General features: G+C 37.5%; 22 protein-coding genes. 15 read left to right on the top strand and 7 right to left on the bottom strand.

Going from position 1 to position 24,353, the window contains the following annotated elements:
• From DJ533_RS09965 to DJ533_RS09925, 9 genes are all read left to right on the top strand, one after another.
• Positions 1–630, top strand: coding sequence for a cation transporter (locus DJ533_RS09965; protein WP_065993898.1), 630 nt, complete (start codon positions 1–3; stop codon positions 628–630).
• A gap of 156 nt (positions 631–786) precedes the next feature.
• The gene (locus DJ533_RS09960; RefSeq protein ID WP_065993899.1) at positions 787–1,035 is read left to right on the top strand and encodes a hypothetical protein; all 249 of its coding nucleotides are present in this window, start codon (positions 787–789) and stop codon (positions 1,033–1,035) included.
• A 41-nt stretch (positions 1,036–1,076) separates the two neighbouring features.
• Positions 1,077–1,259, top strand: coding sequence for a hypothetical protein (locus DJ533_RS09955; RefSeq protein WP_065993900.1), 183 nt, complete (start codon positions 1,077–1,079; stop codon positions 1,257–1,259).
• Positions 1,260–1,528: 269 nt separating this feature from the next.
• Positions 1,529–2,167 (top strand): vWA domain-containing protein, encoded by a 639-nt coding sequence (locus DJ533_RS09950; protein WP_065993901.1) that lies wholly within the window; start codon positions 1,529–1,531, stop codon positions 2,165–2,167.
• A gap of 124 nt (positions 2,168–2,291) precedes the next feature.
• Complete coding sequence (locus DJ533_RS09945) at positions 2,292–2,933, top strand: TerD family protein (protein ID WP_065993902.1); 642 nt, start codon at positions 2,292–2,294, stop codon at positions 2,931–2,933.
• 47 nt (positions 2,934–2,980) lie between these two features.
• Complete coding sequence (locus DJ533_RS09940) at positions 2,981–3,616, top strand: vWA domain-containing protein (RefSeq protein ID WP_065993903.1); 636 nt, start codon at positions 2,981–2,983, stop codon at positions 3,614–3,616.
• A 72-nt stretch (positions 3,617–3,688) separates the two neighbouring features.
• Positions 3,689–4,741, top strand: coding sequence for a TerY-C metal binding domain-containing protein (locus DJ533_RS09935; RefSeq protein ID WP_065993904.1), 1,053 nt, complete (start codon positions 3,689–3,691; stop codon positions 4,739–4,741).
• Positions 4,742–4,782: 41 nt separating this feature from the next.
• Positions 4,783–6,579: a PP2C family serine/threonine-protein phosphatase gene (locus tag DJ533_RS09930; protein WP_065993905.1), complete on the top strand. Its 1,797-nt coding sequence runs from the start codon at positions 4,783–4,785 to the stop codon at positions 6,577–6,579.
• Positions 6,580–6,644: 65 nt separating this feature from the next.
• Positions 6,645–8,174, top strand: coding sequence for a helix-hairpin-helix domain-containing protein (locus DJ533_RS09925; RefSeq protein ID WP_065993906.1), 1,530 nt, complete (start codon positions 6,645–6,647; stop codon positions 8,172–8,174).
• Between the two features lie 83 nt (positions 8,175–8,257).
• Here the strand turns inward: DJ533_RS09925 and rtcA are convergent, their stop codons facing one another.
• The 7 genes from rtcA to DJ533_RS18680 form a co-directional block, all read right to left on the bottom strand.
• Complete coding sequence (rtcA, locus tag DJ533_RS09920; protein ID WP_065993907.1) at positions 8,258–9,292, bottom strand: RNA 3'-terminal phosphate cyclase; 1,035 nt, start codon at positions 9,290–9,292, stop codon at positions 8,258–8,260.
• A gap of 24 nt (positions 9,293–9,316) precedes the next feature.
• The gene (locus tag DJ533_RS09915; protein WP_065993908.1) at positions 9,317–9,895 is read right to left on the bottom strand and encodes a hypothetical protein; all 579 of its coding nucleotides are present in this window, start codon (positions 9,893–9,895) and stop codon (positions 9,317–9,319) included.
• A 480-nt stretch (positions 9,896–10,375) separates the two neighbouring features.
• The gene (locus tag DJ533_RS09910) at positions 10,376–10,837 is read right to left on the bottom strand and encodes a DIP1984 family protein (RefSeq protein WP_065993909.1); all 462 of its coding nucleotides are present in this window, start codon (positions 10,835–10,837) and stop codon (positions 10,376–10,378) included.
• Between the two features lie 13 nt (positions 10,838–10,850).
• A complete protein-coding gene (locus DJ533_RS09905; RefSeq protein ID WP_065993910.1) occupies positions 10,851–11,393 on the bottom strand; it encodes a hypothetical protein in 543 nt (180 codons plus the stop codon).
• A gap of 6 nt (positions 11,394–11,399) precedes the next feature.
• Positions 11,400–12,662, bottom strand: a complete 1,263-nt coding sequence (locus DJ533_RS09900) for an RtcB family protein (protein WP_065993988.1) — start codon at positions 12,660–12,662, stop codon at positions 11,400–11,402.
• 322 nt (positions 12,663–12,984) lie between these two features.
• A complete protein-coding gene (locus DJ533_RS09895; RefSeq protein ID WP_065993911.1) occupies positions 12,985–13,245 on the bottom strand; it encodes a hypothetical protein in 261 nt (86 codons plus the stop codon).
• A gap of 62 nt (positions 13,246–13,307) precedes the next feature.
• Complete coding sequence (locus DJ533_RS18680; protein WP_171488554.1) at positions 13,308–13,469, bottom strand: hypothetical protein; 162 nt, start codon at positions 13,467–13,469, stop codon at positions 13,308–13,310.
• 141 nt (positions 13,470–13,610) lie between these two features.
• Here DJ533_RS18680 and DJ533_RS09890 point away from each other — a divergent pair, with 141 nt between their 5' ends.
• From DJ533_RS09890 to DJ533_RS09865, 6 genes are all read left to right on the top strand, one after another.
• On the top strand, positions 13,611–13,946 hold the full coding sequence (locus DJ533_RS09890; RefSeq protein WP_109849257.1) for a hypothetical protein: 336 nt from the start codon (positions 13,611–13,613) through the stop codon (positions 13,944–13,946).
• 184 nt (positions 13,947–14,130) lie between these two features.
• Positions 14,131–16,740: an aminopeptidase N gene (gene pepN / locus DJ533_RS09885; protein WP_065993913.1), complete on the top strand. Its 2,610-nt coding sequence runs from the start codon at positions 14,131–14,133 to the stop codon at positions 16,738–16,740.
• Between the two features lie 393 nt (positions 16,741–17,133).
• Complete coding sequence (gene kdpA / locus DJ533_RS09880; RefSeq protein ID WP_065993914.1) at positions 17,134–18,858, top strand: potassium-transporting ATPase subunit KdpA; 1,725 nt, start codon at positions 17,134–17,136, stop codon at positions 18,856–18,858.
• An 11-nt stretch (positions 18,859–18,869) separates the two neighbouring features.
• Positions 18,870–20,903, top strand: a complete 2,034-nt coding sequence (gene kdpB / locus DJ533_RS09875; RefSeq protein WP_065993915.1) for a potassium-transporting ATPase subunit KdpB — start codon at positions 18,870–18,872, stop codon at positions 20,901–20,903.
• Positions 20,904–20,921: 18 nt separating this feature from the next.
• The gene (gene kdpC / locus DJ533_RS09870; RefSeq protein WP_065993916.1) at positions 20,922–21,524 is read left to right on the top strand and encodes a potassium-transporting ATPase subunit KdpC; all 603 of its coding nucleotides are present in this window, start codon (positions 20,922–20,924) and stop codon (positions 21,522–21,524) included.
• Positions 21,525–21,695: 171 nt separating this feature from the next.
• Entirely contained in the window at positions 21,696–24,353 is a 2,658-nt protein-coding gene (locus DJ533_RS09865) for a sensor histidine kinase (RefSeq protein WP_065993917.1), read from the top strand.

The raw sequence follows: 24,353 nt of genomic DNA, 5'->3' as shown, positions 1-24,353 counted from the left end.
ATGGCGTGTACTTGTAGTCATGAACCTGCACCACAAAAACCAAACAGTAAGTTTAGAACAGCACTGTGGATTGCATTGGTGATTAACCTTGCGATGTTCTTTGTTGAGTTGATCGGTGGTGCTTATGCGCATTCATCAGCGCTGTGGGCGGATTCTTTAGACTTCTTCGGTGATGCGGTGAACTATGGTATTTCGCTTGCTGTTTTGGGAGCGAGCCTATATTGGCGTGCAACAGTTGCATTGCTAAAAGGCTTAACCATGGCGTTGTTTGGTTTTGTGGTCATCGGTAAATCTGCCTATGCTTATATCCAGGGAATTCCACCTGAAGCAATTACCATGGGGGCAATCGGTATTTTAGCGTTGATTGCTAATGTGGTTGCCGCAGTAGTTCTGTACGCTTTCCGAGATGGTGATTCCAATATGCAGTCGGTGTGGTTGTGTAGCCGTAATGATGCGATTGGTAATGTTGCGGTGATTTTGGCGGCAGTCGGGGTATTTGGTACAGGCAGTTTATTACCCGATATTATTGTTGCGGTGATTATGGCGACTTTGGGATTAACAGGTGGTTATCAGGTGATTAAGAAAGCGTTGCAGGAAAGAAAAGACAACAAGCCAGTGTTAACTACTTAAACTTTATAGATTTAATAGCCACCTTTGAGGTGGTTTTTTATCGTCTGTTTAAAAATAATACTTTACAGTTTTAAAATACGATATAGAATTACTCTAAATTAAAAATAAGTTGATAATTTTTATAAATTATTTAGCTAAGTTTAAATAGGGGTTAAGGTGAGTTTTAAAAAGTATTTTATCGCAAGTCTTTTGGTGTTTCTGAGTGGTTGTAGTGCCAAAGTCATTACTTATGATGCAGCAGGTAATGCGATTGGCTCATGTAAAGCGACCCAAGGTTTTATTATTGGGGCAAAAGCTGTTTGTTATGGTCATGGTAATAGCAAAGATATTGATTATCGCCAAGTAAATATCAAGACAGGGTTATTGCCAATGCCACCAGTCAATACACAAATTCAATTAAATTAGCAGGGGTTATTGACACTGAGTCAATACAAAAAGGAAAAATTATGAAAATTTCAGCATTAATCGCACTTTGTGCAGCAGTTTTGATGACAGGATGTGCATCAACCGTAACTACTTATGATTCACGTGGTCAAGTGATTGGTTCTTGTAAAGCAGAACGTGGTTTTGTGATTGGTGGTAGTGCAGGCTGTGTTGGTCATGCCAACCAAGAAGGTCGTAGTCATTAAGATATTAGCATTGAAGATATTGTGATTAGAGTGCCCTGCAAAATAGCCGAACGAACTGTCTCGGCTATTTTTATTTTTGTGGTTTACATGTTGCTATAAATTGTTATAAATTCAGTAGAATAAATTTTTTAAATCATCATTTTAGATGAATGTCAGCAGTTACTTTTAAAAATATAAATACCCTGAAACAACGTATTTAATTTTTTAATAATTCAGCTAAGATATTTTGCAATACGTATTTTAACAATGGATAACAAGGATATAGCAGCATGAGAAGATTACCCGTTTATTTACTGCTCGACACATCAGGCTCTATGTTGGGCGAGCCCATTGAAGCAGTTAAAAATGGTGTGGAAATGTTAGTGTCATCTTTAAGACAAGACCCTTATGCCTTAGAAACAGCTTATCTGTCGATTATCAGTTTTGATACTACCGCAAAACAACTTATGCCTTTAACTGAGTTGGCAATGTTTAATACACCAAATCTACAAGCAACTGGGACAACCCAGTTGGGTGAGGCTTTGTCATTGTTGGCAGATAAAATTGAACAAGAAGTGCAAAAAACTACACCAGATACACGTGGCGACTGGAAACCTTTGGTCTTTATCATGACCGATGGCGCACCGACCGATGACTGGAAAAAAGGTTTTGAAAAACTGAAAAAAGTCAAAACAGGTATGGTGATTGCATGTGCAGCAGGACACAATGCTGAAACGAGTATTTTAAAACAAATCACAGAAGTGGTGGTAGAGCTTGCAACCGCAGATTCAAATACCATTAAAGCATTCTTTAAATGGGTTTCTGCCAGTATTTCTACAGGCAGTCAAAAAGTGGATGCAGGTCAGAAAGAAGTGACGGGTTTGAGTGATTTACCACCGCCACCACCAGAAGTGAATGTTGTGCTTTAATTTCATTTAAATTTTAAAAAATAATTTTACAAAGCTCAAAGACATTAATCTAATAAGGGATGACGAAAATTTAAATTTTCGCCATCCTCACAACTTTTAACTAAAAAGAAAAAAGGAAAACAACATGGGTATTACATTAGCAAAAGGACAGGGTCTAACCTTAGAGAAAGCTGAAAATAATCTTTCACTAGTGACAATCGGACTAGGTTGGGATATTGCTGAACAGAAAAAAGGTTTTTTAGGGGGACTATTTGGTGGGCAAACTGCTGAATATGATTTAGATGTAATTGCATTTTTATGTGATGCTAATGGCAAAGTGCAAAACTTAGGACGAGATGCTTCAGGTCATCCGACTTTAAACAATAGTGATGTCATTTTCTTTAACAATCTCAAACATCCATCAGGTCATATTTGGCTGACAGGCGATAACCGTACAGGTGCAGGCGACGGTGATGATGAACAGATCATTGTTAAACTAAATTCATTATCACCTACTTATCATAAAATTGTATTTATTGTACAAATTTATGAAGGGAATAAAAACAAGCAGCATTTTGGACAGGTACAAAATGCTTTCATTCGTGCAGTTGATGCTTCAGGCAAAGAAATGGTACGTTTTAATTTGTCAGGTCAGGGGCAATATGAACAACAACGTTCCTTACTTTTTGCTGAGCTCGTGCGTGAAAATTCAGGTTGGAAATTTAATGCCATTGGTTCATCGTCTGATTCAGATAACTTTGTAGAATGGTTAAAACAATACGTTTAATCACGTGAATAGTTCATTTTATTAGTAAAAAATAGCTAGAGAAAAATATGCGCCGACTACCCGTTTATATTTTATTAGATACTTCAGGCTCTATGCGTGGAGAGCCGATTCATTCGGTGAATGTAGGCTTACAGTCGATGCTCAGCGCATTGAGGCAAGATCCTTATGCGCTGGAAAGTGTACATTTAAGTGTCATTACTTTCGATATACAAGCAAAGATTTATTTACCTTTAACGCCTTTAGACCAAGTGCAACTGCCTGAAATTGAAGTACCGAGTGTGGGGGCAACCTTTATGGGGGCGGCTTTGGAGCTACTGGCGGAAGATGTGCAAAAAAATATTAAGAAAACTACAGAAGAACAAAAGGGTGATTGGCGACCATTATTGTTCTTGATGACGGATGGTTCTCCTTCAGATGTCTATGCCTATCAGCAGATCATTCCAACTATTCAACAGCTTAACTTTGCAACCATTGTGGCATGTGCCGCAGGTCCAAAGGCTAAAACTGAAGCATTGCAACAATTAACCAATCAAGTTGTCGTGCTAGATTCGATGGATTCAAGCTCATTTGCAAGTTTCTTTAAATGGGTGTCAGCGAGTGTGGTGGCAGGCAGCAGTAGTGCAGGTGTAGTAGATGCAATCGAGTTACCTCCACCACCTTCTGAAATTCAATTGGTACTATAAAATTAGTGAACAATGAAATTTAAGATATTTCAATAAAAAGCTTGGAATAACAACAATGAACAAGGTGAGTTTATGCGTCGATTACCCGTATTTTTCGTGATTGATTGTTCAGAATCTATGGCGGGTCAGCCTTTAGTCGCTGTGCAAGAAGGCGTTGACTTTATCATGAGCAGTCTACGCACAGATCCTTATGCGCTTGAAACGGTGTATGTTTCAGTGATTGCTTATGCTGGAATTGTGCGTACTTTAGTACCACTCACTGAGTTATATGCTTATCAACGCTGTGAATTACCTTTGGGTGGTGGAACCCATTTAGGCAAAGCACTTGAGCATTTAGCTAAAGAAATCGACCGTTCCGTGATTAAAACCACAGCAGATGTAAAAGGCGACTGGAAACCAGTTGTTTATCTGTTTACCGATGGTCGCCCAACTGATGATTATCAGGATGCAATTCAACAATGGAAAGCCAAATATAGCCATCGTGTAACTTTAATTGTCATCGGTCTTGGTCAAGATGTTGATTTTTCTATATTAAAAGAATTGACTGAGCACTGTATTTCGGTTGATCAAATCAACCAAGAATATGTTAAAGGTCTGTGTAAATGGATCAGTGCATCTGTCGTATCGCAAAGTGTCAGTGTGGCAAATTTCCAAAATTCAGAAGAATTAATTCCGCTCGATCAGCGTTATATGAATTTGGCTAAGTCAAAACTGACTTTCCGAAAAAGCCATGCCGATGATCGTGTGGTGACATTTATTGGGCGTTGTCAAAAACTACAACATCCTTATATTTTAAAATATAGTCGAAATTTACAATATGGTGGTTTGTCTGATTTAAATATTAATCTATACAATTTTAAATTAGAAACCTGTGAAGCGATCAGTGAAGAATATTTTAGCTGGACAGATCATCATGCTGAAAAACCACAAATTAATACTTCAAAATTAGAAGGTTGGTCACAATGTCCACATTGTTATGCGGATACTGCATTTGCCATGTGCGGGTGTGGCAATCTGATGTGTTATGACGGTTATAGTGAATATGTTGTTTGTCCATGGTGTCGCCGTCAGGTCAGTTTCAGTGCTGAAGGTGGAGATTTCGATCTGACCCGTGGGCAAGGCTAAGTTATGAAATAATAAATGATTGATCAGTGAAAGAGGGAAGTATGCAGGAATTAACATGTAAAATTAAGAAAATTTTAATAGCCAATAAGTTGGGTTTAGATGATCAATTTATAAATTTTTTTAAAACAGAGCAGCAATTACAACAACTCTCAAAATTAGTGTATGAACTCAAAAAGCAAGCAGCAACTCAGCCCTTACTGACTGAAATTTTAGAGCCTAATCTCACAGACAATAAAGATGAAAATTTAACTGAAAATGCTGAAGAAATTAACACATCTCAGCATGAATTGGATTTGAATGAAACACACATATCGGCAGCACAACATAATATTTCTGAGAGCGATTTAAATCCTCTAGAAAATAGCCTAAGTAAATTAGCGGTGGATAATGAAAATAAATCAATACAAAAAAATCTCGTTATAAACCAAAATCTAGATATTTCCAAAAATCAAATTAATGAAAATATTCAAGAAAAAGAGTCAAATAATTCAAATGAATTTATTAGTGAAATTGATTCAGCGATGAATATTGATAAAATTATTGTAGAGAACGAGCTACAAAACACTCAGCAAGAGCAGCAGGCTGAAATTGATAAAAATAGAGCAGAGATTACAGACGTGTTTAACCAACGAAAAGTCAACAATTTAAAGTTTCAAGTCGATAATGCACGTGCAGGTCAGCTCTATCATTCAAAAATTCAAATATTTTCAGCACAAAATGTTGAAGATATTGAATACCTTGCAGAAAGTTTTAAATTTCCAAATGATGTATTTTACTTTGATGAAATCACCCAAAGTATTCAAGGGCAACCAAATCAGGCCGATGAGTTTAATTTTTCATTTCAATATCGTATGAATAGTGAAATATATACAGGACAGTGTCGCTTAAATGTAATTGCTGACCCACGTAGCTTATGGAAAGTGATTGAGCCTGAAGCTAGGCAGGCTTTCGTGAAAGCACATACAGATCAAGAATGTATAGATACGCCATATTATCAACTTATTGCCGCAAGTCGCCGTGGTCGTTCCCATGAGCATGCGGGAAGTTTTCGAGATGATGATTTTTCATTGATGCAAATTGCTCATAGTGATTGGTCAGTATTGGCTGTCGCAGATGGTGCAGGAAGTGCAGAGTATTCACGTGAAGGTTCAAGGATTGCAGTTGAAATCGTACAAAAAGAGTTTCAACGTTATTTAAATGAACATACCATTGATGCATTAAATGAAGATATTAAGCAATGGCAGTTGGATCAGCCCCAACATGCCGATACACAAAGAATTGCCAATAAATTAAATCAACAATTTTATAATGTTTATTATGAGATTTATCGTTCAATTTTAATGCAGTTAGATCAGTTAGCTGCTGAGAATAATGTTGCAACAAAAGCATTTTCAACAACGTTACTAGTTGCAGTAGTTTATCAACATGCAGATAAAAACTTGATCAGCACATTCTCTGTGGGTGATGGTGCTATTGCTGCATTTGGTCAAGACATGGTGAGAATCATGAATGTTGCCGATGGTGGTGAATATGCAGGGCAAACTAAATTTTTGGATCGAAGTATTCATCAAGAACTCGGCAGTCGGGTTAAGATCGGTTGCTTTAAAGATTTAAAAGCAGTGTTACTGATGACCGATGGGATTTCCGATCCAATTTTTGAAACTGATGCAGGACTTGCAAATCAACAGAAATGGTTGGATTTATATGCAGAGCTTGAACCTGTTTTACAACAAGATCAGCCAGAGCAAGCATTATTAGAATGGATGCATTTTTTTAAAACAGGACATCATGATGACCGAACTTTAGCGGCTTTATATAAGAAAAATTCAACACATTAAAGCCTGAAAAGTAAGAAAATTCATATTATTTAGAGACATAAATTTTAGAAATTAGGTGTTAGCACATGTCGGCAAAAATCGTAAAATGTACTACAGTCGATGGACGTCCAATCGAGTTTGTGGATGAAGTGATCGGTTCAGGGGCAATGAAAGATGTGTATTTTTCACCTGACCGCAGTTATGTGGTGTGTTTTTTTAGTAAAGAAAAAAATAAATTTTATCAATCCAAAGCAGCACTTGAACAGCAAAAAGACCGTTTAAAAGAAATCGTGGGCAATAAATGGCAAGGCATTTTTAATGGCGTGGGGGGAGATTATTGGAAAAATATTTTTTGTTGGCCAGATGGTTTGGTTGAATATAATGATTTATTAGGCATCACCGCACCTACATATAAGAAGCAATTTTTCTTTGAGTATGGCTCAAAAAATAATGATTTTTTAAATATTAAAGGCAAAGAAAAAGAAGGAAAATGGTTTGCCAGTGCCAATAATCAAAACCGTTTTTTGGATGATCGAGAAAAAGGAACTTGGCTGAATTATTTAAAAATCAGCATCTTAATCTCACGAGCAGTGCGCCGTATGCATGCAGCAGGTTTGGCACATTCAGATTTATCCTATAAAAACGTGTTAATTGATCCTGTGACAGGAAGTGCATGTGTGATTGATGTTGATGGCTTGGTTGTTCCAGGCAAGTATCCACCGGATGTCGTTGGTACACCTGATTTTATTGCGCCTGAAGTGGTGATGACCAGTCATTTAAATAAAGATGATCCAAAAAGAATTTTACCAAGCATTACTACAGATAGACATGCACTTGCGGTACTGATTTATATGTATTTATTGTATCGTCATCCATTACGTGGCAGTAAAATCCATGACATGGATGACCCACAAAAAGATGAAAATCTCGGTATGGGCGAACGTGCTTTATTTGTAGAACATCCTACAGATCAAAGCAATCGTGTTAAAGCCAACCAACTTAAACCTTCTCAATTGCCTTGGGCTGATCCTGCACAAATTCCATACACTGTGACAGGTCCTTACTTAACTGAATTATTTAATAAAAGTTTTATTGAAGGTTTGCATGAACCAAGTAAGCGCCCATCGGCAAATGATTGGGAAACTGCATTGGTTAAAACGGTGGATTTGGTGCAGCCGTGTTCAAATCCATCGTGTAGTCATCAATGGTATGTGTTTGATAATACCACGCAGCCAAGTTGCCCATTTTGTAAAACGCCATTTAAAGGCAAGTTGCCGATTTTGAATCTTTATTCAGCACGTCAAGGCTCAAGCTATCGTCCTGATAATCATCGTTTGATGGTATGGACAGGACAATCTTTGTTTGCATGGCATGCCAATAGTATGATCGCACCGAACGAACGTTTAACATCTGAACACACCAAACGTAAAGGTTATTTTGTATTGCATCAAGAGCGTTGGTGGTTGGTGAATGAAGATTTGCCTGATTTAACTGATGTCACTACAAAGACAGCGATTCCCATTGGTGGAAAAGTAGAGTTAAAAGATGGGGCACAAATTTTATTATCTAAACAAGATGGCGGACGTTTGGTTGTCGTGCAGATGGTTGAAGCTTAAATGTTTAAACATAATCTGAAAACTCAGTTGGACATGGAAAAGCTCGATTAATTATTTATTTTTGAAAAAGATTCAAGTGAATGTTAAACATTCACTTGAATATACCAATGATTTTCTTTTGATTCAGTAAATGTAATCTCACAATCTATAAATCTTTGAATCATAGCCGCTTGAGTTCGGGTATGTTCACTGATCATTTGAGCAGAAAACTCACCGCCTTTCCCCAAAGCTAAAGGTAATAGCAGTTGATCTGTTAAATACTCATCTGCTACAGCATCTGTTGCTAAATACGCTTTCACTTCTTTGGCTAAATCATGTGCGACTTTTTCTGCACTCTTTTTCATTTCTCCTAAAGCAGAAAAGATTTGTTGATGATGTTCATAATTCAGTACTACAAATGCTGTATTTCCTTGACTGATACCCTGAAAATTTAACCGTTGACGTTGTGTTAAATTTAACTTGTTATGTAAAACTTCAAGCTCACGATCTGCGATACTACTTGGAATATTGAGTGCAGTCGCATAGCCATGAATATCAATTAATTGACCTTTATCCAAAGCAGTATACTGAGTTTGTTTTATCCATGGGTGGATGGTTGCATTGATCTGACCTGCGCCAATCGGGAAAAAGCCAGCGCGTTCACATTCAAAATCAACTTGGATTCCAATTTTTTCAAGACTAGGTAGAAAACACTGTGAAATAAAATCTGCAGTGGGTGCCATCGGGTTATGTGTTCCTCCATGAATAGTGATGTCGCTTGGTTCGGCTTGAATCATTAAAGCTGGAAGTAGCGTTTGTAAAACTAAAATGGTGCTACCCGCAGAGCCGATCTGAAAATCATATTTTCCAGCTTGAACTTGCTGAGGTTGGAAATACAGTTTTTGTGAATGTAATTCAGCACCTTCTACAACTGCATGGCTAATACGTTCTGATGCCTGTACACAAACTAAATGCTGACGCATTAAGCCTGGTTTTTTCCGTCCCGCACGAATATTGACCAGTTCAAAAGGAATACTTGTGAGCATAGACAATGACAGTGCTGTGCGAAGGATTTGTCCGCCGCCTTCGCCGATTGAACCATCAATTTGGATGGTTTTAGATTTTAATTGTGTGTTCATATTTACCTGTTTTTTAATGTAAAATTAATCTTCCCAGAAAAATAAAGCATCGAAGAGCATATATTCATCTGTGACTGTTAATATAGTTGGAATTGTCCATTGACCTTTTAATGGAACGTTTAATTGTTCTTGTGTTAAACGAATGAGACCGTGTGATTTTAATATAGGTTCAATTGTTTTTGCTAAATCATTAACTGCCCAACATTTTAAATTATCAATCATTTGAGAGTCAGGCATATATGAAATTCCACCTTTGTCATGCCAACTTTTTTCTCCTTGCATAAAAACATAATATGGCGTTAATTTACTAAATAATATGACTAAACCATTAAAATGTTGGTTTGGATATGGAGAGTTTGGAAATTTAAATGAAGATTTCTCTTTATAAAACCATGTATCGTAAAATGATGCATAACCTGAACCATAATCATTGAATTCTTTTTGAGATAAACTTTCAGTTTCTTGCTCAATCTCATTACAAATATTTAAATAAAATTTTTCTATTATTTCTTCTTGATTAGTATCCCATGGATATTGATCATAGATTGGTGAGCCAGAGAGTAAAGTTTTAATTTCAAAGTCTGTTAATTGAAATTTTTCCATTTTCTTATCCAAAATAAGGTGAACATACTGTCAGTACATGGTAATGACAAGTGAGTTGTGACTTGGCTTTATGGGCTAAGTTTTAAATGGTGCAAGGTGATAGGTTGATTTGTGCCTAAAATGTTAAGCTGACCCGCTCGCTCTGCAAGCCACTACACGTCTTTTCAATCCTGTGTTGTGGAGGTAGGGGATCTTGCACTCGCCCAGTATGTTCGGTGTTATCTTAAACAATTATTGGCTTAAGAAGAAATATATTGTCAGTACTTGGTAATGCAGTGTGAATAATAACTTTGATTCACAAAGGTTTAATGGATGAATTGTGATGGATTGATTGGTGCGATTACGCCATAAATCCACTTAGCTCATTTCCAAAAATGTTGCTGACTTTTATTTCAATCTATACAGCCTTAGATCTTGTACTCGCCCAATATATTTCGGATTTGACATAGTGAACTACATCAAAACTGTGTATGGATTGATTTAAAGCTCAAGTAAATCTACTTGCCAGTTGGTCGCTTGAATCAATACATTTAAATCACGGAGTTTGGTACTGATATCATCGGCTTGTTTTTGCAAGGATGATACAGGAATCACTTTGTGCCATTTGATCTCACGGGTACTGTAACGATCAGGTTCGCGATGCGTATTGCTGATCACAGAGGTCAAAATCTTATGACGTTCCACAAGTTCATCACGTTGTGTCAATAACGCAAGTAATGAACGTCCATCTGTTAGTTTTGCCAAAGCATTGGTTTGATGAATCGCCAAAACTAGCTTTTGAGATTCCTGCGTTAAAGCAAATACTTGCTTTAACATCTCGTTTGGGTCTTCTGATGGTTCATCACCATCTTGTACCAATACATTGGCATTGATTCGTTGTTTGAGTGAAGCGAGTTTCTTTTGTTGATCGCTTCGTAATAAAAGTGCTTCTGCAAGTTTCATTTTATTTTCCTTATTAGGTTTGTTTAAATTTGGCTAGCTCTGCGCACCATTCTTTTGATATTTCATATAAATTGAATGCTAAATTTCGGCAACATTCAGGTGTAAAGAAAATATTATCCTCACCTAAATCTTTATTTATGTATTCAAAAATATTTCCATGAGCAAGGTTGTGCCTTACTCTTACTATCTCAACATTAGTTTTAGGCTTAGTTGAGACTAAATTTTCTTGAAATTGAGCTTCATTAGGAAATTTTAAAAATGTTATTGGCATTCCGATAGATTGGGCTTTTATTAATAAACTGTTGCTGAGAGTAGGTGTATCATTTAAATGGTTTATGTCTTTCTGTATTGATTGGGCGTAAATTACTCTAATGGAGGATTCAATCCCATTAATAAATGAAGTACAAGCAGGCAGATAGAGTCCTAACTTTAAGGCTTCAAGAGCTTGGGTAAAAAACCAATGTATTTCTGCTCCTAATCCTAGAGTGAGAAAAAATATTCTCTCACTATGTTCTGCTTTCCAATGCTCAATAATAGGTTCTATCTGTTCATTCATAATCACTTACCCTTTCACACAAACAACTTGATTCAATGTATACACCACCTCCACCAAATCACTCTGCGCTTTCATCACATCTTCAATCGGTTTATAGGCAGACGGAATCTCATCAATCACCGCTTCATCCTTACGACATTCCACACCTTGCGTCTGTGCAATTTGATCCGCTACGGTAAACTGTTTTTTTGCCGCAGTACGGCTTAACACACGACCTGCACCATGCGAGCATGAACAAAACGATTCCTGATTTCCTTTACCTTTGACAATAAAAGACTTCGCACCCATCGAACCAGGAATAATGCCATACTCACCCAAACGTGCACGTACCGCACCTTTACGGGTAATCAAGACTTCTTCACCGAAATGTTCTTCCTTATTCACATAATTATGATGACAATTTACCGCTTCCAATTTGGCATTGAACGGTTTTTTCACAATCGTTGCAAGCGCCTGAATTGCAGCTTCCATCATCAATTCACGATTTTTTAAGGCAAAACGCTGCGCCCAACCCACCGCAAACCAATAATCATCAAAATGCTCAGTACCTTCAACCAAATACGCCAAATCTTTATCAGGCAAATTAATGAAATGCTTCTGCATATCTTTACGTGCAAGATCAATAAAATGTGTCCCGATTGCATTTCCAACCCCACGAGAACCCGAATGTAACATTATCCAAACCTGTTGATATTCATCTAAACAGATTTCAACAAAATGGTTTCCTGTTCCCAAAGTTCCAAGTTGAGTACGGTTATTGGTATTTTTTAAACGTGGATGCTTGGCACAAATCAACTCAAAATCAGCCACCAATTCCGCCCAAGCTGCATCAACACGTTCAGAGGGTTTATTCCAAGACCCTTTATCACGTCCGCTACCACGAGTTTTGGTCATTCCATGTGGAATTAAACGCTCAAGTTCGGTACGAAGTGCATGTAAATTATCAGGTAAATCAGAAGCAGTCAGGGAAGTGCGTGTCGCCATCATTCCGCAACCAATATCGACACCCACCGCAGCAGGAATAATTGCGCCTTTGGTCGGAATCACACTTCCAATGGTTGCACCTAAACCAAAATGTACATCGGGCATCACCGCCATCCATTTATAAATAAACGGCATTTGTGCAGTTCTTAATAATTGATCTTGTGATTTTTCATCGACAGGGACACCTTTAGTCCACATTTTAATTGGAACGCCTTTGGCATCCTGAATAATGTTATAAGCACGCTCATTGGTGGCTTGTTTTTCGATTTGTTCAATGACTGACATGGTCATGGCTTTTTTCCTTTCTCTAAACCTGCCTGCCAAGCGGTTGCAGGCAGGTGAAATTTTTATACATCTTTATGATGTACTGTATCTATTGCAGAGAGCGTGCCAACTTTAAATTTATTTTAATGTTGATTTTTTAAATCATTGATTTGTATTGTATAAATAATTTTTTCATGTTTGATTTTAATGATGCTAAATTTTAAATATTTAAATTAATCTATAAATTAAAATATTTAAATATCCAAAAATATAGGTTTTAATTTTGGTTGTAAAAATCCATGCTTGATTCAGCATGGATTTAAGTTGAGGGAAAATATTTTCACTATGGCTTTTTATTTGTCTTGAGATAATGTTCTTCAAGATGAATGTCCAAGCGTTCCGCCAATGGGTCATCATCTAAAACCTGACGATGCCCAATTAGCAGATTCATATCAGTTTTTTTACGTTTTTTGCTCGGTGGTTTGTCATGATAGGAATGACATTTTTTATACCAGTGATGTGTGGTTAAGTAATAGCTTTTGATACGAAGTTGCTCTAAAGCAAGATCAAGATCGTCATCTTTAACTTGGACTTGAATACTCATAATATGTGTTTTACAGACTGACACCTGTCTTTTGTGATGAAATAAAAAGGAATAAATCGGATTTATCGACTTACAGCAAAAACATTGCTAGTAGCTTGATATGGGGGTGTTAAATCAATTTTTAGCCATAGGTTTGATGGTTTAAGAAAAATGTATTGTTTATTGGAAAGTTGCTCTAAGGCAAGATCAAGATTATTGTCTTTTACATCGACTTTTACGGACATGATTTGCGTTTTAAAGACGGACACCTGTCTTTGTTTTTAAGTTGAACTGTTAAATTAGCAAAAAATAAAGGTATTTGCAATTCATGCGTTCTTTTCTGTTAAAGTGCTTCATGAATTAAAAACAAGAAAGAGAATATGGAAATGAGTAAGTTAGGTTGTGAATGTGGGTATGTAATTCGAGATAATACAGATGATCTTCCACATAAAGCATCATTTATTCCTGATAAATTGGACTATCAAATGCTTGATGAAATTAAGACAAGAATTGAAAATTATAAAGAAAAATTGAATTTAGGTGAAAAAGTGTATGATGATTATTTATTTGATCTAATTTCAACTGTGGATTTAAAATTTCGTAAAGATATTTATGAGTGTATTAATTGTGGTCGCCTCTGGCTACAAACTGCGAGTGGGAATTTTATATCGTATTTATCTGAGACAGGAAAATATGAAGCTATTTTAGATGTAGATAATTAGAACGAGAACGATGTGTTAAAAATAAGCTTTTGCATGTTTTTCATAAAAACTAGATTGAAAACAAATAAGCCAAGACCCATATATAAAAACAACGCTTTACACAGACAAATTGTGAAATTTGACCTATGATCAAATCACCTCACAGATTATAAGTCTGAATCAGACAATAGGATTAGGACATCATATGAATATCGCCGCAAACCCAGTGATCGAAGCAAATCAAACTGTTTATTTAAAAGACTATCAAAAACCTTCTTATCTTGTCGATTCGATTGATTTAGATATTCAAGTCTATGATGACCATACCCAAGTTAATGCAAAACTCGTCATGCAACGTCAGACTGCGGGTAATTTGGTTCTTCTAGGACGTGACTTAGAGTTAAAAAGCATCTCTTTAAATGGTAAACAGTTAACTGAAAATGAATACCTATTAGATGCAGAGCAATTAGTTATTCAAAATGCACCTGATCAAGTGATACTTGAAACGTCAGTGGTCATTCATCCTGAATCAAATACTCAGCTTGAAGGTCTGTATCAAGCCGCAGGAGATTTATTTGTCACACAAAATGAGCCTGAAGGTTTCCGTAAAATCACTTTTTATCCAGACCGTCCCGATGTACTTTCAGTCTTTACTACGCGTGTTGAAGCAGATAAAAAATTTCCAGTACTCCTTGCAAATGGTAATTTGATCGAAGCAGGTGAAGCAGGGGAAAGTCGTCATTATACGATTTGGCAAGATCCAACTAAAAAACCGAGTTATCTATTTGCCTGTGTGATTGGCGATTTGGCAGTGCTTAAAGACCGCTATACTACTTCTGAAGGGCGTGATGTTGCTTTGGAAATTTATGCAGAAGAAAAAGATATTCCTAAATGCCACATCGCAATGGAAGCTTTAAAACATTCAATGCGTTGGGATGAGGAGCATTATGGTCGTCCTTATGACCTTGATAATTATATGATTGTGGCGACCAGTGCTTTTAATATGGGCGCAATGGAAAATAAAGGCTTAAATATTTTCAATACTTCTTGCGTACTTGCAGATGAAGAATATACCACTGATGCTGCAATCATGCGCGTGCAATCGGTCATTGCGCATGAGTATTTCCATAATTGGACAGGTAACCGTATTACTTGCCGTGACTGGTTCCAATTATGTTTAAAAGAAGGTTTAACTGTTTTTCGTGATCAATCATTCTCAGAAGATTTACAGTCGGCTGCAGTACAGCGGATCGATGATGTTGCAGTGTTAAAAGCACATCAGTTTCCAGAAGATTCAGGTCCATTATCGCATCCACCTCGTCCTGACCATTTTGTTGAAATTAATAATTTCTATACCGCAACAGTATATGAAAAAGGTGCAGAAATTAACCGTATGATGGCGACATTGCTCGGTAAAGAAAAATTCCGTCTAGGCACGGATGAATACTTTAAACGTCATGATGGTCAAGCGGTGACTGTAGAAGATTGGATTGCGGCGTTATCTGCGGGATCTGGCGTTGATTTGTCAGCTTTTTTAACGTGGTACAACCAACCGGGTACGCCAAAGTTAGAAGTACATGGTCGTTATGATGCGGGAGCACAAACTTATACTTTGAATTTTAAACAAAGTTTAAAAAGCAATGCTAAATATCCAAATTTAAAAGCTCTCCCGATTCCTGTGGCATTGGCACTATTTGACCAGGCGACAGGCGAACAGCTTGTGTTAAATTCTGAAGCATTATTTGAAAATAGCGTGCAAGATGGCGTGTATTTATTTGATCAAAATGAAGCAAGTATCCAGTTTATTGGGGTAGAAACTCAACCCATTGTATCTTTATTACGTAGTTTCTCTGCGCCTGTAAATCTTGAATTTAATTATTCAGATGAAGAGCTTGCATTTTTATTGCAATATGAAACCAATGGTTTTAACCAATGGCAAGCTGCTCAAACTTTACTTGAACGTATTTTGCTAAATGGTCATGATGCACAAATTTATCTTGATGCGATTCAAAAAACGTTACCTTTTGTCATTGCTAAAGATCCACTATTGGCTTCACGCTTATTTGATATACCAAGTGAGGGTTATTTGGGTAGTCGGATTGATACAGACTACAACCCTATAATCGTGAATGAAGCTCGTGAAGCATTATTAAATACTTTGGCACGAGAATTAGGTAATTTTGTTAAGGATACTTATTTGAGTCTTGATCCTGTCGCACAAAAAGATTTTTCTCAAGCGATGGGTGTACGTTCACTGAAAAATATCATGCTGAATTTTATGGCACGTCAGGGAGATGTTGACGTTTTTGATTTAGCCTATGAGCAATATCAGAACACGAGTAATATGTCTGAGCGTTTAGGTGCTTTGAAAGTTTTAGTATGGAATGATGCACCACAAGCACAAGACGTTTTACAAGATTTCTATACGCGCTTTAAAGATGAAGCTTTGTCTTTAGACCAATGGTTTATGATTCAAGCGGCACATCCAAAAGCGACAGCCGAAACTATTGCTTATTTAACTTCACATGTAGATTATGATTTGGGGGTGCCGAACCGAATTCGTTCTGTTTCAGGTGGTTTAAATGCCAATCCTGTAAATACGTGGAGTTTTGGTGTTCAGCATTTTATCCATCTTGCACAGTATTTAGATGAGAAAAATCCAATTATTGGGGCTCGTTTATTACAAGCGTTATCTCGTTGGTATACTTTGGCTGAACCGCAACGCAGTCAAGTGAAAGCTAAACTTGAAGCATTAAAACCTCAAGTAAAATCGAAAAATGTCACAGAAACTTTAAATAGTATGCTGAGTATTTAAGTTGACTTAAGTGCTTTTATTTAATCATTTAATATACTATTTACCCTGTTTTTTATGGGGTAAATAGCGGTTATTATAAAATAATTATTTTAATTATAGTCTTGTACATAAATTCAGTTTTGTATTTAAAATTTTTCTAGTAATTGTTCTATTTAAGACATTTTTTTACGCAAATTTTACGCTTAAAACATAGGCGTGAATAGAGAATTTACGTTCATATTTTTCATACTTAGACATGGAATCTCCCCGAGTTTAGGATGAAAAAAAGATGAGCGTTAAAACTATCGTGCATCTACACGTACAGCATCCAATAATATGCTTTGTACTCCGATTTAAAAATCATATAGATAGCAGAGTTTCTCTTTCAAATCACACAAGATTAGGAGAAATGCCATGCTAGAGTTTATTTTGCTTTTAGCCATTGTGATCATTTTGGCTTATCCCTTGGGTCAATACCTTGCTGCAGTGATGCAGAATGGTGCGATGAAAGTCGATCCACTTTTTAATTGGATCGAAAAACCGATTTATGCAGTATTAGGCATCAATCCTAAACGAGGCATGAATGTCAAAACCTATACGTTGAGTTTTGTGACCAGTTGTCTGGTGATTGGTTTAATCACTTGGATGCTTTTTATGGTTCAAGCCAGTTTGCCATTGAACCCAAATCATGCGCCCAACATGTCATGGGATTTGGCGTTGCATACCATGATTTCATTTTTAACCAATACCAACCAACAACATTATGCTGGGCAAGCGCAATTGTCCTATTTATCACAAATGGTGGGTATAGTTGGTTTGCAGATTATTACGCCGATGATGGGTCTCGCAATGGTCGTGGCAACGGTGCGAGCATTATTTTATAAAAAATCCAATACATTATCTGAAGATGATCAACAGGCGAGTTTCAACCGTAAAGTTCAACAGATCAATGTGGGAAATTATTGGGCAGATGTCATCCGTCCAACATTTCGCTTCTTAATTCCAATCTGTATGGTTTGGTCATTATTGCTCACAAGTCAAGGTGTGCCATCTACGTTTCAAGGTGGACCAGAAGTTCAAGTGATTGACCAAACAAGTGAATTAAAATCACAAAAAATTCCTTTAGGTCCAGTTGCACCAATGGTAGCCATTAAACAACTCGGCAGTAATGGTGGCGGTTGGTATGGACCAAACAGTACAGTGCCTTTAGAAAATCCAACGCCATTGTCTAATTTCTTAGAAATGATTGCGATTTTATTAATTCCTGTTTCAGTCATATTCATGCTGGGCTTTTTTACCAAACGTGCCAAATTTGCAGGTTTCGTCTTTGCTTCGATGTTGTTGATGTCTGTCATTTCTGCAAGCAGTGCGATTTGGTCAGAAAGCTTATCTTCAACTTCAACCTTACTTTCGGCAATGGAAGGGAAAGAAGTTCGTTTAGGTGAAACTTCTTCTGCAATTTGGGCAGCCATCACCACACAAGTGAATAATGGTTCAGTTGACATGATGCATGATTCATCTGCACCTCTAACAGGATTGATTGAATTATCAAATATGTTGATCAATGCGATTTGGGGTGGGATTGGTTGTGGCTTACAGCAATTTATGATCTATCTATTTTTAGCTGTTTTTATTGCAGGTTTAATGACAGGTCGCACTCCTGAGTTATTTGGACGAAAAATCGAAGCAGGGGAAATCAAATTACTGGCTGTCGTGATTCTGATTCAACCCATTACTATTCTCGGGTTAAGTTCGATTGCATTGTTTTTTCCTGAATTAACAGGAAATAGTAATCCGCAATATCATGGTATTTCGCAAATTTTATATGAATATGTTTCCGCATTTGCCAACAATGGTTCAGGTTTTGAGGGCTTATCTGACAATACAGTATGGTGGAATGTCAGCTGTGCAATTGCTTTATTACTTGGACGTTTCCCGACTTTAATTATTCCGTTATGGATCGCAACACGTTTGGCAGCCAAACGCCAAGCACCTGAAAGTAGCGGTAGTTTAAAAGTTGAAACACCAACATTTGCACTGACTTTGATTGCGATCGTGGTGATGTTGACTTTATTACAATTTATGCCAGTGCTTGTCTTGGGACCAATTGCTGATCAGTTGTTATTGGTACAAGGTTAAGGGTGAATACAATGAATCATTCAAAACAATCTTCTCAAAACAGCATTGCTTCAACTTTATTGCAAAGTGAAGCATGGAAAAATGCCTTCATCAAATTGTTACCACAACATGTGATGAAAAACCCAGTCATGGCTATCGTGTGGTTGGGAACGATCATTACTTTGCTTAGTACCTTGATGGGTTATGCAAGTTTGGTTTTTGGCTTGTTAGTGACCTTAGTTTTGTTTATCACCGTTTTATTCGCCAACTACGCAGAAGCAGTTGCAGAGGCGAAAGGTCGTGGACAAGCATCGTCCTTACGTCAAGCACGTCAAAATTTAACAGCACGTCGTTTAAGTTCTCAAAATGATGCTGAAGGTACGCAAATTCCTGCAACTTCATTGAAAATGAATGATTTGATTGAAGTCCGCACAGGAGAATTAATTCCTGCCGATGGTGAAATTATTCAAGGTTTTGCCACAATCAATGAAGCAGCAGTAACAGGTGAGTCTGCACCCGTACTTCGAGAAGCAGGAACGGATAAATCTGGGGTGATTGGTGGTACCAAAGTACTGACAGATCGCATTATCGTGCAAGTGACTGCTGAATCAGGCAATAGTTTCCTTGATCGGATGATTGCCTTGGTTGAAGGCTCAAATCGTCAAAAAACACCCAATGAAATTGCATTAGGGATCCTACTCACCGTAATGACAGTGACTTTTATTGTCGTTGTCGTGAGCTTACCTTTTATTGGCCACTTTCTACATATCAGTATCAACCCGATCGTTTTAGTCGCGTTGTTAGTGTGTTTGATTCCAACCACGATTGGCGGTTTATTGCCTGCGATTGGTATTGCAGGGATGAACCGCGCTTTAAAAGCCAACGTGATTGCTAAATCAGGTAAGGCTGTAGAAGTTGCAGGTGATGTCGATGTATTACTGCTCGATAAAACAGGAACAATTACTTATGGCGATCGTCAAGCAACTGCATTTTATCCAGTAACAGGTGTCACTGAGTCAGAGCTACGTCAAGCCGCTGTATTGACATCATTGGCAGATCCAACGCCAGAAGGTAAGTCAGTCGTGGCTTTGGCAAAAGATCAAGGTGAACGGATTATTGAACCTACACAAGCTGAGTTTATTGCGTTTAATGCTGCAACGCGAATTTCAGGGGTGAACTTGTCAGATGGGCATCAAATCCGTAAAGGTGCTTTGGATGCCATTTTAAAATTTACATCACAACATATTGATCATCATGCAGAGCTAAAAACGAGAGTTGAACAAGTTGCATCTAAAGGTGCGACACCGCTTGTTGTTGCGAAAGATCAAAATATTTTGGGTGTGATTGAGTTATCTGACATTATCAAACAAGGTATCAAAGAAAAGTTTGCTCGCTTACGTGAAATGGGGATTAAAACCGTCATGGTGACAGGCGATAACCCTTTGACTGCAGCTGCAATTGCTGCTGAAGCAGGCGTGGATGATTATATTGCTGAAGCGAAACCTGAAGATAAATTAAGCTGTATTCGTACTGAACAGAATAAAGGGCATTTGGTCGCAATGGTGGGGGATGGAACCAATGATGCACCTGCTTTGGCACAGGCAGATATTGGTTTAGCAATGAACTCAGGGACGCAAGCAGCCAAAGAAGCAGGCAATATGGTGGATTTGGATTCTGACCCAACCAAATTATTGTCTGTGGTTGAAATTGGTAAACAGCAGTTGATTACACGTGGTGCATTAACCACATTCTCTTTAGCCAATGATGTATCTAAGTACTTTGCGATTCTGCCTGCTTTATTCGTTGCAGCGATTCCTCAAATGCATGTGTTGAATGTTATGCAATTGGGAAGTTCAGAAAGTGCGATTCTTTCGGCGTTGATTTTTAATGCGATTATTATCCCGATGCTCATTCCAATTGCACTACGTGGTGTGAAATTTAAACCTTCAACATCAACACAATTATTGCGCCGTAATATGTTGATTTACGGTGTTGGTGGGGTTGTATTGCCATTCGTAGCGATTAAAGCGATAGATCTTTTGATTAGTCCACTCTTGTCACTTTAATGATTGAGGATGATAAAAATGAATATTGAAAATAATCAACTCATTGATTCATCAATGGCTGAGTTAGTACGTGGTTCTTTAGGATTAACTGTTATTGCACTGGGTTTATGTGGCTTCATTTATAGTAGTGTAGCTACAGGGCTTGGACAGACAATATTTCCAGATCAAGCCAATGGCAGTATGATGATTGAAAATAATCAAATTGTCGGTTCACGTTTGGTGGCTCAGCCATTTACCCAAGTGCAATATTTTCACCCTCGACCATCTGCTGCCAATTATGATCCAATGGCGATGGCTGGTAGTAATATGGCGAGAACGAATCCAGAGTTGAATAAAACCATCAATGAACGGTTGAATAAAATCTCTGTTCAGGAACAGATTGATCCATCAAAAATTCCTGCAGATCTAGTCACTGCTTCAGGTAGTGGGATTGACCCTGAAATTAGTGTGCAATCGGCAATGATTCAAGTGAAACGTATTGCTCAAGCGCGACATCTTGCAGATCAAGATGTGATAAAATTGGTACAGGAACATACAGTTCAGCCGACTTTTGGAATTTTGGGTCAGGCACGCGTGAATGTACTTGAGTTGAATTTGGCTTTAGATCGTGTAGGAAAGTGATTGAGAATTAAAAATGATTATTTAATCACAGTTTTAAAATAGGGATTTGGGCTTTTATTTGAGTAAAAGTCCTCTTTCTGAAGTAATACTTCTCAACCTTTGAAAAGGGAGAAGTTGCGCGAATAAAAAGATTTACGTTGTTTTAAAATTCAACACATATAGCAGAAATCTATGACTGACCAACGAAGCAACAAAGCGGATGTCTTATTACAACATACCCAGCGTTATCAATCTGGGCGACTGACGATTTTTTTAGGTGCAGCGCCGGGTGTGGGTAAAACATTTGCAATGTTAGTTCGTGCACATGAATTGGCACTACAAGGAACACATATTGTTATTGGTTATGTGGAAACGCATGGTCGAAGTGAAACTGAAAATTTAATCGTAGGCTTAACGATTATTCCTCGAAAGGTCATTGAATATCAAGGGCATTCTTTGGAAGAAATGGATTTAGACGCCGTATTGGAGAAAAAACCGAGTATTGTACTTGTCGATGAGTTTGCTCATACCAATATGCCAAGTAGTCGCCATGAAAAGCGCTGGCAAGACATCAATGAATTATTGGATGCAGGTATTGATGTTTTTACCACAATGAACATTCAGCACTTAGAAAGTTTGAATGATGTGGTTTATCAAATTACTGGGGTTCGTGTATCTGAAACGGTGCCTGATCGAGTATTTGAACGGATTCGTGATATTCGTTTGATTGATTTGCCTGTCAATGAACTACTAGAACGCTTGAATCAAGGTAAAGTCTATTTACCAGAACAAGTAGAACAGGCTTTACAACGTTTTTTTAATCATTCCAATCTCACGGCTTTACGTGAATTGGCAATGCAAACCGTTGCAAGTTATGTCGATAGTGATGTCCGAGAAAATTTTGCGATTCAAGGACTCACTCAGATTCCGTTAAAAAACCACGTACTGATTATGGTGGATGGTCATGGTTATGCAGAAGCTTTAGTTCGAGCAGGTTGTCGTATTGCTGAACATCGAATGGCAAATTGGACGGTTGTGGCATTTTCACATGATGCTCAAGCATTAAAAAAACAAGAAAATGCACAAAGTCGCGAAATTGAACGTGCTTTAAATTTAACACGACAATTAGGTGGTATGACTGAAATTCTTCATGGTCAACAACATGCCAAAACCTTATTGAATTATGTCATGGATCGAGGAATCTCAACTTTAGTATTAGCACAAACAGCACAGAATAAGTATGGATTTCAGTTCAGTTTCATGCCGAATTTGATTGATCAATTGATGAAGTATCAGCCAAGTTTTGAAATCAGTGTTGTTCCCATTATTGCGAATAAGAAGCTTGATTTATTTTCAAATCAAAGCGCATTTTTGTCCCTCAGAGAGATGTTGTATGTATTGTTTACAACATTGATTAGTATAGGAATTGCGAGTTTAGGTGAGAAATATTTAGGAATAGAAGAGCTTTCCGTTATTTTTATTACGGCTGTCGTTTATGTTGCTTCTAAAACGCGGATGTTAGTGGCCGTTTTATCCGCAATTTTATTTTTCCTCGCATATAACTTCTTTTTCATTCCACCTAAATTTACCTTTCAAATTTCAGCACATCAGGGGGTGATTACTGTAGTGGCATTTTTAGGCGCAGCTTTAATTGCCAGCCGTTTAGCGTCTCAATTAAAAGAACAGGTTACTGCGCTCAGAACAGCAAATAGCTATAACAGCATAATGCAAGATTTGGGGCAAAAACTGTCGACTGCTGTTGATTTAAAACAAGTACGAGAGATTGCAGAAAATAGCCTAAGTAAGAATTTAAATGCAGATGTATGGTTCTATTTTCCTGAAACTTCAACATCAGAAAACTTAATGCAACAGGTGACTGAAAAAGAAAAAATTTCAGCAGATTGGACATTTAAAAATCATCAACCGTCTGGGTGCTTTACACAAACCTTGACTGAAAATGAATGGTGGTTTTTACCTTTATTGGCATCTAAGCAATGTTTAGGTGTTATTGGCTTAAAGCTAGCTTCGGGACAATCTATTCTAAATACTGAGCAAAAACAATTGGCTGAAACTATGGTGGAATATATTGCGCAAGCGATATCTCGAACTCAGTTAACTAAAGCTTTAGAACTTGCCAATGTGAGCTCTGAAACTGAAAAATTACGTTCAGCACTTTTATCTTCAGTTTCACATGACTTACGCTCTCCGTTGGCTTCGATGATTGGTGCGGCAGATACATTGAGTAATTATCGACATTCTATGGATGAAGCAGACCAAGACAGTTTACTTGAAGCCATTCATTTAGAAGGGGAGCGGCTAGACCGTTATATTCAAAATTTACTTGATATGACCCGTTTAGGACATGAAGGTTTAAGTCTAAAACGTGATTGGATTGGTGTAGACGAGTTAGTGGGTTCTGCAGTACGTCGATTAAAACGTTATATGCCACAAGCACTTGTTGATGTGCATTTACCTGAACAAAGTTTAAGTTTATTTGTGCATGCAGCTTTAATTGAACAGGCAATATTTAATGTGTTGGAAAATGCAGCTAAATTCTCACCTGAGCATCAAGCCGTCATCATTGATATTGTGCAAATGAATGATAATGAAATTGAAATAGCGATTACAGATCAAGGGCAAGGTATTCCTGAAGATGAACGAGATCGTATTTTTGATATGTTCTATACCATGCAACGTGGAGATCGTGGACAGTATGGTACAGGTTTAGGCTTAACTATTGTAAAAGCGATTATTGGTGCACATATGGGGAAAATCATGGCATCATCAGGGAAGAATCACCAAGGTACGTGTATCCGAATGCAATTGCCTATACAACAAATCAGTGAATAG

The sequence above is a fragment of the Acinetobacter defluvii genome (genome assembly GCF_001704615.3).
Classification (GTDB): domain Bacteria; phylum Pseudomonadota; class Gammaproteobacteria; order Pseudomonadales; family Moraxellaceae; genus Acinetobacter; species Acinetobacter defluvii.
Note: the sequence above shows the minus strand (reverse complement) of the source record. Positions and strands in the feature narration are given on the sequence as shown.